Annotated in this window: 27 protein-coding genes; 21 read left to right on the top strand and 6 right to left on the bottom strand. The window is 31.8% G+C overall.

The genetic code is table 11. The features are described 5' to 3' along the window. Positions 1–4 precede the first annotated feature (4 nt). The 19 genes from ACTQX6_RS02420 to ACTQX6_RS02510 all read left to right on the top strand — a co-directional run bounded on the left by ACTQX6_RS02420 (position 5) and on the right by ACTQX6_RS02510 (position 6,607). Positions 5–358: a hypothetical protein gene (locus tag ACTQX6_RS02420; RefSeq protein ID WP_441657282.1), complete on the top strand. Its 354-nt coding sequence runs from the start codon at positions 5–7 to the stop codon at positions 356–358. Continuing rightward, positions 349–711 carry a hypothetical protein gene (locus ACTQX6_RS02425; RefSeq protein ID WP_441657281.1) on the top strand — a complete coding sequence of 121 codons (363 nt, stop codon included), beginning with the start codon at positions 349–351 and terminating at the stop codon, positions 709–711. Before ACTQX6_RS02420 ends, ACTQX6_RS02425 begins: the two co-directional genes overlap by 10 nt. Next, positions 701–1,375, top strand: a complete 675-nt coding sequence (locus tag ACTQX6_RS02430) for a WDGH domain-containing protein (RefSeq protein WP_441657280.1) — start codon at positions 701–703, stop codon at positions 1,373–1,375. The genes ACTQX6_RS02425 and ACTQX6_RS02430 overlap by 11 nt, the downstream gene beginning before the upstream one ends. After that, the gene (locus tag ACTQX6_RS02435) at positions 1,368–1,508 is read left to right on the top strand and encodes a hypothetical protein (protein WP_441657279.1); all 141 of its coding nucleotides are present in this window, start codon (positions 1,368–1,370) and stop codon (positions 1,506–1,508) included. Before ACTQX6_RS02430 ends, ACTQX6_RS02435 begins: the two co-directional genes overlap by 8 nt. Further along, complete coding sequence (locus ACTQX6_RS02440; protein ID WP_441657278.1) at positions 1,505–1,642, top strand: hypothetical protein; 138 nt, start codon at positions 1,505–1,507, stop codon at positions 1,640–1,642. The genes ACTQX6_RS02435 and ACTQX6_RS02440 overlap by 4 nt, the downstream gene beginning before the upstream one ends. Before the next feature lie 11 nt (positions 1,643–1,653). Further along, positions 1,654–1,860, top strand: a complete 207-nt coding sequence (locus ACTQX6_RS02445) for a DUF3310 domain-containing protein (RefSeq protein ID WP_441657277.1) — start codon at positions 1,654–1,656, stop codon at positions 1,858–1,860. After that, positions 1,857–2,147 (top strand): hypothetical protein, encoded by a 291-nt coding sequence (locus tag ACTQX6_RS02450; protein WP_441657276.1) that lies wholly within the window; start codon positions 1,857–1,859, stop codon positions 2,145–2,147. The genes ACTQX6_RS02445 and ACTQX6_RS02450 overlap by 4 nt, the downstream gene beginning before the upstream one ends. Before the next feature lie 11 nt (positions 2,148–2,158). Next, complete coding sequence (locus ACTQX6_RS02455) at positions 2,159–2,350, top strand: hypothetical protein (RefSeq protein WP_441657275.1); 192 nt, start codon at positions 2,159–2,161, stop codon at positions 2,348–2,350. Continuing rightward, the gene (locus ACTQX6_RS02460; RefSeq protein WP_441657274.1) at positions 2,343–2,711 is read left to right on the top strand and encodes a hypothetical protein; all 369 of its coding nucleotides are present in this window, start codon (positions 2,343–2,345) and stop codon (positions 2,709–2,711) included. The genes ACTQX6_RS02455 and ACTQX6_RS02460 overlap by 8 nt, the downstream gene beginning before the upstream one ends. Further along, positions 2,704–3,048: a DUF551 domain-containing protein gene (locus ACTQX6_RS02465; protein WP_441657273.1), complete on the top strand. Its 345-nt coding sequence runs from the start codon at positions 2,704–2,706 to the stop codon at positions 3,046–3,048. Before ACTQX6_RS02460 ends, ACTQX6_RS02465 begins: the two co-directional genes overlap by 8 nt. 81 nt (positions 3,049–3,129) lie before the next feature. Next, positions 3,130–3,492 carry a hypothetical protein gene (locus tag ACTQX6_RS02470; RefSeq protein ID WP_441657272.1) on the top strand — a complete coding sequence of 121 codons (363 nt, stop codon included), beginning with the start codon at positions 3,130–3,132 and terminating at the stop codon, positions 3,490–3,492. 102 nt (positions 3,493–3,594) lie between these two features. Continuing rightward, on the top strand, positions 3,595–3,780 hold the full coding sequence (locus tag ACTQX6_RS02475) for a hypothetical protein (RefSeq protein WP_117446769.1): 186 nt from the start codon (positions 3,595–3,597) through the stop codon (positions 3,778–3,780). Further along, positions 3,780–4,226, top strand: a complete 447-nt coding sequence (locus ACTQX6_RS02480) for a single-stranded DNA-binding protein (protein ID WP_441657271.1) — start codon at positions 3,780–3,782, stop codon at positions 4,224–4,226. Before ACTQX6_RS02475 ends, ACTQX6_RS02480 begins: the two co-directional genes overlap by 1 nt. 9 nt (positions 4,227–4,235) lie before the next feature. Then, the gene (locus tag ACTQX6_RS02485) at positions 4,236–4,457 is read left to right on the top strand and encodes a hypothetical protein (RefSeq protein ID WP_441657270.1); all 222 of its coding nucleotides are present in this window, start codon (positions 4,236–4,238) and stop codon (positions 4,455–4,457) included. A 269-nt stretch (positions 4,458–4,726) separates the two neighbouring features. Beyond that, a complete protein-coding gene (locus ACTQX6_RS02490; protein WP_441657269.1) occupies positions 4,727–5,050 on the top strand; it encodes a hypothetical protein in 324 nt (107 codons plus the stop codon). Continuing rightward, positions 5,047–5,511, top strand: a complete 465-nt coding sequence (locus ACTQX6_RS02495) for a hypothetical protein (RefSeq protein WP_441657268.1) — start codon at positions 5,047–5,049, stop codon at positions 5,509–5,511. Before ACTQX6_RS02490 ends, ACTQX6_RS02495 begins: the two co-directional genes overlap by 4 nt. Continuing rightward, the gene (locus ACTQX6_RS02500) at positions 5,508–5,702 is read left to right on the top strand and encodes a hypothetical protein (RefSeq protein WP_441657267.1); all 195 of its coding nucleotides are present in this window, start codon (positions 5,508–5,510) and stop codon (positions 5,700–5,702) included. Before ACTQX6_RS02495 ends, ACTQX6_RS02500 begins: the two co-directional genes overlap by 4 nt. A gap of 112 nt (positions 5,703–5,814) precedes the next feature. Continuing rightward, positions 5,815–6,129: a hypothetical protein gene (locus ACTQX6_RS02505; RefSeq protein ID WP_441657266.1), complete on the top strand. Its 315-nt coding sequence runs from the start codon at positions 5,815–5,817 to the stop codon at positions 6,127–6,129. Positions 6,130–6,193: 64 nt separating this feature from the next. After that, positions 6,194–6,607, top strand: a complete 414-nt coding sequence (locus ACTQX6_RS02510; protein WP_441657704.1) for a hypothetical protein — start codon at positions 6,194–6,196, stop codon at positions 6,605–6,607. Between the two features lie 149 nt (positions 6,608–6,756). Here the strand turns inward: ACTQX6_RS02510 and ACTQX6_RS02515 are convergent, their stop codons facing one another. The 6 genes from ACTQX6_RS02515 to ACTQX6_RS02540 form a co-directional block, all read right to left on the bottom strand. Continuing rightward, entirely contained in the window at positions 6,757–7,176 is a 420-nt protein-coding gene (locus tag ACTQX6_RS02515) for a hypothetical protein (protein WP_441657264.1), read from the bottom strand. Positions 7,177–7,219: 43 nt separating this feature from the next. Beyond that, positions 7,220–7,435: a winged helix-turn-helix domain-containing protein gene (locus ACTQX6_RS02520; RefSeq protein WP_441657263.1), complete on the bottom strand. Its 216-nt coding sequence runs from the start codon at positions 7,433–7,435 to the stop codon at positions 7,220–7,222. After that, positions 7,432–7,713 carry a hypothetical protein gene (locus tag ACTQX6_RS02525; protein WP_441657262.1) on the bottom strand — a complete coding sequence of 94 codons (282 nt, stop codon included), beginning with the start codon at positions 7,711–7,713 and terminating at the stop codon, positions 7,432–7,434. Before ACTQX6_RS02525 ends, ACTQX6_RS02520 begins: the two co-directional genes overlap by 4 nt. Before the next feature lie 121 nt (positions 7,714–7,834). Beyond that, a complete protein-coding gene (locus ACTQX6_RS02530) occupies positions 7,835–7,993 on the bottom strand; it encodes a hypothetical protein (RefSeq protein ID WP_441657261.1) in 159 nt (52 codons plus the stop codon). Positions 7,994–8,099: 106 nt separating this feature from the next. After that, positions 8,100–8,270: a hypothetical protein gene (locus tag ACTQX6_RS02535; RefSeq protein ID WP_441657260.1), complete on the bottom strand. Its 171-nt coding sequence runs from the start codon at positions 8,268–8,270 to the stop codon at positions 8,100–8,102. A 13-nt stretch (positions 8,271–8,283) separates the two neighbouring features. Further along, positions 8,284–8,502 carry a hypothetical protein gene (locus tag ACTQX6_RS02540; RefSeq protein WP_441657259.1) on the bottom strand — a complete coding sequence of 73 codons (219 nt, stop codon included), beginning with the start codon at positions 8,500–8,502 and terminating at the stop codon, positions 8,284–8,286. A 627-nt stretch (positions 8,503–9,129) separates the two neighbouring features. Between ACTQX6_RS02540 and ACTQX6_RS02545 the strand changes: the two genes are divergently transcribed. Next, positions 9,130–9,453 (top strand): HNH endonuclease signature motif containing protein, encoded by a 324-nt coding sequence (locus tag ACTQX6_RS02545; RefSeq protein WP_441657258.1) that lies wholly within the window; start codon positions 9,130–9,132, stop codon positions 9,451–9,453. Continuing rightward, entirely contained in the window at positions 9,450–9,803 is a 354-nt protein-coding gene (locus ACTQX6_RS02550; protein WP_117446755.1) for a P27 family phage terminase small subunit, read from the top strand. Before ACTQX6_RS02545 ends, ACTQX6_RS02550 begins: the two co-directional genes overlap by 4 nt. Positions 9,804–9,844 lie beyond the last annotated feature (41 nt).

Raw genomic sequence — 9,844 nt, forward strand, 5'->3', positions numbered from 1 at the left:
GAACTTGTTGACTAGAAAAGATTATGAAAAAGCATTAAATGGTTTACGTGAATTAGAGAAAGAAGACAATTCGAAAAAGTTGAGTATAAAAAACGTTCCGCAATTAAAAGCAGATACGCTTAATGAACTAATCGAAGAACACTTTGACAATCCACCTCTTACGCTAGATGAATTGTATGAATTTGTAAAACAAGATACGGATTATCATTATTTGCCTGTATGGGACAATAAATTTGGCGGTCAATGGTTTGTTTTAGAGAATATAAATGGTAATAAACTTAAATTCAAAGGATATGATCACCCAATCGAATTTGAAGAGGGCAGGTATTACCGAAAGGAAGTGCAAGAATGCAATTAACAGAAAACGAATGTTCAGAAGCACTAACAAGATTATTAAGACCGTATTTTGCGAAAGTTGATGTACAGAATGTATATCACAGTATTAATAAAGGTCATTCGATTGAAAAGGATTCAAATTTACTTACTTTGTTGATTCAGGAATATTTTGATAATCCACCTTTGGAGTTTGAAGAACTGAAAGAGGGAATGCTTGTTTACGATAAGAACATAAAATCGTGGATTGAAATTGATAAAACATTTGAAGATATCGAGAAATATGTATCTTGTTGGTCTATTGGTTGGCCTTACGAAAAAAGGTTTCCATATGAACCAAACCGCTTTTACAGAAAGGAAGTTAAAGATGTTGACTAAAGAACAATGTAAAAAAGCATTAAATGATTACGAATTAATTAAAGAATTTATGGAAGATTTGCCTTCTGGTTTAGATGGAATTGAATTGAGTTGTGATTCAGATGAATTGTATGACATCCTAAATTCACTAATCGAAGAACATTTTGAAATACTTGATAAATTAAAAACAGGCGATTTATCAGATGGATACCATACATATAACGAGTTATATCATCATAGAGCAGTGTTATTCAGTGTGATTGTCAATCAAAATAAAGACATTGCATGGAAGTCTAAAAAGCACCATGACGGAACAATGTATGACGGTATGTTTATTGTTGGAATAGATACACCGCAAGGACAATATAGCTATCACTATGACATCGAGCCATATTGGAATATGTTTGACTGTAAAGAACTTGATAATGCGCCTGTATGGGATGGTCATGAACCAAAAGATATTGATAGATTGAGAAGTATTGACAACAATCCACCTTTGGGATTTGAAGAACTAAAAAAAGGCATGTGGATTTGGGATAACACAAGAAAAGAATGGATGAAGGTTGAAACCACAAGAGAAACGTACACAAAATTTATTGAATGTTGGGCTATTGGTTGGGACTTATTAAAGAACTTTGAATACCATGAAGAACGATTTTACAGAAAGGAAGTACAAAATGACTAAAGATTTTGTCATGAAAACTTTAGCAAGATGGATAAATGCAAAATATGAACTTTGGAATTATGAAGTTGTATATTTGGAAAACGAAAAAAAAGAAATAACTATTCGATTTAAAGAAAAGGAAGTACAGGAATGAGTAAGAAAAAGAAAGTATATGAATGTGAAAAGTGTGGAGAAACTATTTCCAAAGCTGATTATTACGAGAATGATGGTTTGTGTTGGTACTGTTATGAAGAAGAACATATGGAAGAATTTATTGAAGATTGGTAGGAGGTACAGGAATGACAGACAACATAAATCATCCTAATCACTACACACAAGGAAAATACGAACCAATCGAAGTAATAGCAGATTGGAAACTGAACTTTAACTTAGGAAACGTCATTAAATACATAGCACGTTGCGAATACAAAGGAAACAAGCTACAGGATTTGAAGAAAGCACAGATATATTTGAATCATGAGATTGAGAGGTTGAAGAAACTATGAAAGCAGAAGAAATGTTTAGATGTTTAGGATATGAAAAGACAAGCAAAAAAGACAGTGAAAGCATCATCTATGAAAAAGTTGAAACTTATTTTTCAGATTTTGATGATAAAGACACAATAAAAAAATCAACATATATACATTACATATCGTTTGATTTAAATTACAACACTGTGAATTCAAGCGTACAAAATCGTGATAGTTTTGATGGTGAACTTGCAACCCCAATAAATGCGATGGAAATGTTGGCAGTAGTGAAACAGTGTAAAGAAATCGGGTGGTTAGAATAGCGGCAGAACAGATGTTTAAAAAACTAGGATTTACGAAAATAGAAAATCGCTATTTCATCCGCTACAGGAATAAGAGTAAAGAAAGCGGTTTTGCTTTTATGAAAATGGAGAAATCGGTGATTATGTCAAAAAAAGGAATTTATAGCGATGAGATAAAGCCGTTTGTTCAGCAATTAAAAGATTTGGGGTGGTTAGATGATTGATAAAGAAACAAAAGAGAAAATGCTCAAGTATGCAGATAGATTGTATGAATTGGAACAGTTAGACGTTGTTAAAGAGTTTACCGATATTCTACATAAAGTGGTTGGTTTTCAAAATGAAAAGCCTAAAAAGGAGTATTACAAATCATCTAGTAAGTACGATTACTTCATTGTATATCCATATGAAGAATTCACATTGATTAGTAATAAGTATGGCTTTCGACAACGTGGGTACGATATTTTCTATAAAGTAATCGACAAAAAATATGAAGGATTCTTTTGTCTTTCGTTATGCAACAAAAGCAAAGAAGAAATTATAGAAACGATAGAGCAAGCAATTATAGAGGATAACAAAGATGATTGATGAGAAGAAATTGATTGAATCCGTTAAAGCGTATAAAGAACTTGGATTAGGCAGAAATCTACATTCGATTGCAGATACGATTATTGAAATAATAGAAAGTCAACCAAAAGCAAACGAATGGATTCCAGTTAAAGATAGATTGCCAGAAAATGATGAATGCGTATTAGTTTCTTACCGAAGCATAATGAAATGGGATAAAAAAATTTATGTAGACCAAATTGCCATCAGAAGAGAAGACGGATGGAACTGGTGGGATGGGTTTGAAACAGAAGTAAAAAACGAGATAGTTGCATGGCAACCATTACCCGAAACATATGAGGCAAAAGAAAATGAATGATATTTGCGTAACAGTAATGGTGGTCGTATTTATATTGGCTATGGCTTATATGGTTACACACACGAAATAAGGAGAAACAGAATGACGAATTTAGAATATTATAAAGATTATATATATGAAATACAGAAAGATTTATTTGATAAGGGACTATGTATATCGGACAGTATTGGCGTAGCAATTTGTAATGTGTGTAAAAAGCAAACAGGATTAAGTGCGTTCATGCCTATGGTACTAGATTGGCTTTTAGAAGAACACAAAGAACCTATCAAATTAAAGAAATGGGAATATGATTTATTGAAATGCTATCAAGAAACAAAAGATGATGGCGAATTTGTGGACCATTATACTTTGAAAGAAATGCAGTATAAAGGGCATTTCCAAGATGTTGGTTACAATTTGACAATTGAAGAAATCTTAAATAATTGTGAGGTTATTGAAAAGTAAATGCGAGGTGCAAGATGAATAAATGGATAGAAACATTGTCTGTGATGAAAGAATTAAGAAGTATTTTTTCAATCAATATTGAGAGGAGCGTGGGATTAATATATGGCATTAACAGTTAGTGAATCAAAATTAAAACAAGCATTAGAACAACAAAAAAAAGCGTATGAACTAGGAAAGTTCTGTTTGAAGTACAACATAGATAAAGTTGTGCTTCATGCACTGGCGCACGATGAGCACATGAAAGAAGAAAAAAGACGTGAAGCTATTGTAGCAGGGAGGTATGAGTAGTGAACTCAGTAAATCTAGTAGGAAGACTTTGTAGGGAAGTAGAATTAAGAAAAACACAGAACGGAAATAGCGTTGTGCAGTTTACTTTAGCAGTCAATCGTATTGCAAAAACGCAAGGACAACCGGATGCAGATTTTATAAATTGTGTTGCTTGGAATAAAGCTGCGGACAATATGGCACAGTATTTGCATAAAGGATCTTTGATTGGAATCACAGGAAACTTGCAAACAAGAAGCTATGAAAACAATCAAGGACAGAGAGTCTATTTAACGGAAGTGATCTGTAATAACGTACAGTTTCTAGAGCCTAAGAGTGATACAGTAAGCCAAAATTCATATGGGCAACCAAACGTCTATGGAACGCAACAAAAGTCAGCTATGGCACCGAAATATGACTATATGCAAGGCGATACTTTAGACATAAATGATTCAGACTTACCATTTTAGGAGATTTACATGACAGATGAAAAATTTTATGAAGCAAAAAAACTTAAAGAACAATTAAGTGAGTTGCATAGTATGTTAATGGATTTAAAAGGTGCAAACTCAGGGAAGATTGAGTTGAGTCATCAATATGAAAGGTCAAATTTAGATTTATCAGAGGTAACTATTGCAGCTTTTATCAATGGAGTTGAAAAAGCTATTGAAGAAAAGAAAGAAGAATTTGAAAGAATATGATCTATAAAAAAAGATTAAAAAGAAAAGTATATTTCGTAGATGATTCAGAATACGAAGATTTATATCTTGATAATGAATTACACAGAATATGCACAAAGAAGCGATATAAGAAAGTTAGCATAAAGAAATATGAAAAACAAGATTTTAAAAGTTTTTATAGCATTCATGATATACATTATTTATTTCTTTATCATGTATAGCATTGCAGAAGTTTTTGATATAAAAACGGCAATGATAGGATGTTAATCAGATTATTGAAGGGAGTTTAAATGAGTACAAAAGAAGAATGTGAGAAAGCATTAGATCATTTCGAAAAATGTTATTGGGATCAAGATAATTCATATGGTGCTATGAATGGAGTTAGAAAAGATTTAGACATTTTAAACAAACTTATTCATGAACACTTTTACAATCCACCTTTGAAGTTTGAGGAACTCAAAGAAGGTATGTTTGTTTGGGATAAAAAACAAAATACATGGATTGAAATATCTGAAATTAGTGAATATCAAAATATTAAATTTTACATGATTGGATGGGAATGTAAGGAAACTATATTATATGAACCTAATCGATTTTACTGGAGAAAGATATGAGATACAGACATAAAAAAATGGGTGTCATTTTTGAAAATTTAGGATGGGTTAAATTTATTGATAAAAAACAATACGTTCTAAAAGTTATTAAACATCCAGACAATCCTAACAAGTCTTTAAATGCATTGTTACAATCGGCATTTTTGATCGGAAGCATTATTTTTGTTGAAGAGAATTCACTCAGAAAATATTATACAAGATTGAGGATATCGGAGTACAAGAAAGGAGACATTTTATTTAAAAAATACGGAGATGTATATGTTTATTGGGGGATGGAAACTCAATTATTTAGAAATGAAATTAAAAGAAAATACGTGTTAAAAGTTAGTTGTTCCGAAAATGGAATTCCAGGAGAACTAAAATATTTTGAACCGGAAGATATAGATTCTTGTGATATTGATCAAATTGAAGAACCTTATGGAAGGGTAAAAATCACAAAAAGTTTTGGAGGTATAAAATGAAATATAGAGTAGTATCAATAAGACCTGTTGGAGATATCGTAGTAGATGAAATAGAAGCTGAATCTGTCGAAGATGCAAGATATAAGTTTTACATGGATAATCCAAACTCAGACATCTCTAAAATTGAAGAAAAAGTTTTAGATCCTGGTAATCCTGAAAGTGAAAGAAAAGTTTTTGAAGAAAAACGATGATAGAAGTTTTATTTAAATTATTTTTATTACTGGTATTTGTGGTACTGTTCATCGCTTTAGGAGTTTTACTTCTAACGGTGACAGTTATCACAATCTACGAAAAGGAGAAAAAATGATTGAAGAATTAGAAAAAGTTTTAAAGGAAGAATTGAAAGGGAAATCAAGAGATTACGTTTTAAAAGTTTTTGCAAATGTTATAGCTCAAACGATTTCAATTCAAAGAGGCTACGAAAGTTTTCACATGGATCAAGAAAAGTTTACTCAAACTTTAGTTATGATTCAGGGAGAAAGTTTTTTAGGTGATAACAAAAGAAGTTTAAAGAAACAAGAAAGTTTAAACGAAGCTTCTCGCATAATTTCAATCTGTGGAAAAATTTTTGCAGATAAAGCGGTTATAGAAAAAGTTTTAAAAGAGAACATGAACTAAAATAAGTTTTTCAAAAAAAGTTTTTCGCACTAGAAAGGAAGATATGAATTTATACACAGAAACTATGGTTGATGAGTTATGGCATAAACTGGAATCTTATAAAATTTTGGAGAAGAAAAGAAAAGTTTTCCAAGAAAAAATAAGTTTTTACCAAGATCAAATAAAAAGTTTTTATACCGCAAAGGGAGTAAGCTTTGATGGAATTCACATAGAGAACCCAACCGGACAAGATAAGATTTTAAATGATATTATTTCTAAGCAACAGTCATATGAGGCTCAATATATGTTAAATGAGTGTCATATTAAGGCTTTAGAAACTATTAGGGATCTATGCAGTGGAGAAGTAAAAGAAATGATACAGAAAAAGTTTTTCGAGGGAAAGACATGGGATTGGATGCAATATGAAGGGTTTTATAAAAGTTCCCATGCGATACGCTATCAGATTAGAAAAGAGCTTGCTAAACTAGTTGAGCATTAAAAAAGAGCCTGTGAAGGCTCAAAAGAAAGGAGAGGGTCTGCATAAACCCTAATTTGATTATAAAAGTTTTCTTGTCTGAAAAGTTTTCAAACTCAAAAAATGGTAAAATATAAATGTAAAAAAAGAGCCGTCATGGCTCTTTAACTGGTTTAGAATGGTAACAAATCCAAACATTCTGTTTTAGTAACTTTTCCGTTTTTATAGTAATGAATTACTGATAAGTTTTCATCAGCTACAGCAATTTTTGATTTCGATGCAGCGCTTTTATAAATTACAAATAAATCATTTTCATATCTGATAAAACCTGTATAAATTTGATTTGAAACTAAACTTTTTAGAATCGCTTGTTTTGTATCAGATTGGATATATTTATTCAATTCACGCTCTATTTTTACATCCATAACCGGTACAAAATCACGATCCAAAGTTTTTAACTTCATGCGATTTTCTAACGTGTCATAAAAGGAAAAGCCTTTTTTTGAAACTTGGAATCCTTCAAGAACTTTTTCAAAAGTTTTTAAAGTTTCTTCTGATGGTGTATTGCCATCTAAAAATAAAGTTTTGTTCATGCACCTATTCGATGCATGAACTGTAAAGTTTTTGAATTTAATGTTATAACACATAAGTTCCACCTCCGTTGCCTTTTTTTCTAAAAACTAAGCCTTCAAACTTTAACAAGTTATAAGCCTGTCTAACTGTAATTCTTGAAACGTTGTACATTTCACAAGCTTCACGATCAGATGGCAATTGATCACCGCTAACAAGTTCTTTATTCATGATTTTATCTTTTATTGATTTGTAAAATTGCATATAAAGTGATGTGTTCATAGTGCGCCTCCAAAGCAGTCAACAAAGTCTTTGTAATCGTATAAAGAATCTAAGCTATCTGAACTAAAAGATTCTAAAGTGTATGAATCAGGATTATAAGCTATAAATTCATCATCTATAGCATAGTGTTCTGATTCAAAGGCAAGTTCTAAAATCTCTTGCATTTCAAAGTTTTTTAAGCATTCTTTAATGCCTTCATGATCGTTTTTATAAATGCTATATTCAGTCATTTTTGATACTTTAAGCCATTCATTCCATTTATTTACAAGTTCGTTCATTTTTGTTCACCTCGATAATATTTGATAATTTGATACATTCCTAAAATTCCAAGCAAAGGGAGAAGAAAGTTCATCCCTTTGCAAAATTCTAAAATTATAAGATCAATCATGTTACTTCCTCCTATTCGTAATCTGAAAAGCTTCTTTCACCAGTAAACGCATATAATACATCTAATAATGTGTTATCGTTATAACCGTTGATATCGGTTACGATTTGCAACGTTTGTTCACTAACTCCTAAGCTTTCTAAAATATCCCAATGTCTATTAATTTGTTCCATCTTGTTATCCTCCTAAGTTCCTGTGCTCACCATTTACAAGGACTTGCAACCTTTAATCGGATCTAGAATTGATTAGTTGGTTTACAGGTAAGGGCTTGCGCCCTTGTTAGCAGTCAACGAATACATCTCTACAGTATTCATCAGCACCACAAGCTACATCTAACTGATAATTGATTTCTTCAATCACTTCATTAGATTCAACTTGTTCGCTTTGACCGGCTTTAAAACCAATAAATCCAGTAAGTATTAATGCTACAATGATTAATGTTTTTTTCATTTCTTTGTACCTCCTAAAGTCCTAAGTAATCGATCAAGTCTTTGATATAAGACCAATCGCTAAAGCTTTCTTCTTTTAGTAAATCTTTTGAGATGTAAACTATCTTTGATTCACCAAGATAAGCGCTTATGCAATCAATGCGCCAACTCTTATTTGTGTGATCGTAGATGATGTACTTTGTTCTATGTTCTACATCTACTTTTCCTTTATGGCTTTCATAAATCTTTTTCATCTTTGTACCTCCTGAAATGTTATGTCATTAGATCAGCATACAAACAAGGTAAACAAACAGGCCAACAGATCATCCTTTTTCAAATGTTATAACCTTAGATGTTATATCATCTAATAATACATAGATAAGCTATATAAAAACATAGCGAGCCATGATATAAATTTAAGATAGTTTGCAAAGGCTAACCTTGATGGATCAAGCGACAGATCAGACCCCCCATCGAAAATTTTTTCTTTTCCCGTGGGGAACGGCGTGGGGAGTTTTTTTAAACCCGAAATGGTTTTCTAAAAAGGGGTATATACTCGCTTTAAAAACTAGTCAAAAACGATATTAAATGGGCATAAAAATAGCTTATAATTCTGTGGCTTATTTGACCTATTTCAAATAATAATTAAATAAAATAATTTAAAATTTAATTTATTTTGGAAATTTTTCACAAATAATCTGTGATATGTTGTATATGCGAAGATAGGAAATCTTCGTGGTTGCTCATGGCTCATCTTGGGAAATGGAGGGAAAACCTCCATTTTTTATATGTGCATACATCAGTTAATTTCATCAGTCACATAAGGTCATTCAGTTTACGGCATCAATATTCTTATCCTCCTCACTGATGTATGCAGATATATGAAATATTATGGAAATCAAGGTGCAAGAAACTACGCTAGGAAATTCTATAGTTCCAAAGCATGGACAACAAAATCAAAAGCTTACAGAAAGTCGCATCCACTATGTGAAAGATGTTTAAAACGTGGTATATACACAAAATCAACGTGCGTACACCATAAAGAACATATTTCTAAGGATAACTACAATGATATGTCTATATTGTTAGGCGATGACAACTTGGAAGCGTTATGTGATGACTGTCATGCTAAAGAACATTCTAAGCGTACATATTATGAGTTCAACGAAGATGGATCAATGGTGTTAGGAGATGATGATGAGTGAAAAAGGATGAGTATAAAAAAACAATAATTGAAGATATGAAAGCTTTGTGTATTTATCAACCGCAATATGATATATTGATCGATACTTTAGCACAAACTTGCGAATTCAGAGATAAGAACATGGAAGAATGGAAAAAGGCCGGAGGGCAAATGGTTATACCATATACAAACAAAGGCGGCGCTACCAATCCATTAAAGACACCATATTACATGAACAACTTACAGTTTAATGAGCAAATCCTAAAATACTGTAAGGAATTATGTATCAGTCCTTCAGGGATGAACAAGCTAGGTCATCCTAATGATGAAGGCAAAGACGATTTCGAGGAATTCATGGATGAAATATCTTGATCTTTACAAGAGAGAGATAGCAGAAGGACACGCAGTCATAG

The sequence above is a fragment of the Faecalicoccus sp. LCP19S3_E2 genome (assembly GCF_052121255.1).
In the GTDB taxonomy this organism is placed as follows: domain Bacteria; phylum Bacillota_I; class Bacilli_A; order Erysipelotrichales; family Erysipelotrichaceae; genus Faecalicoccus.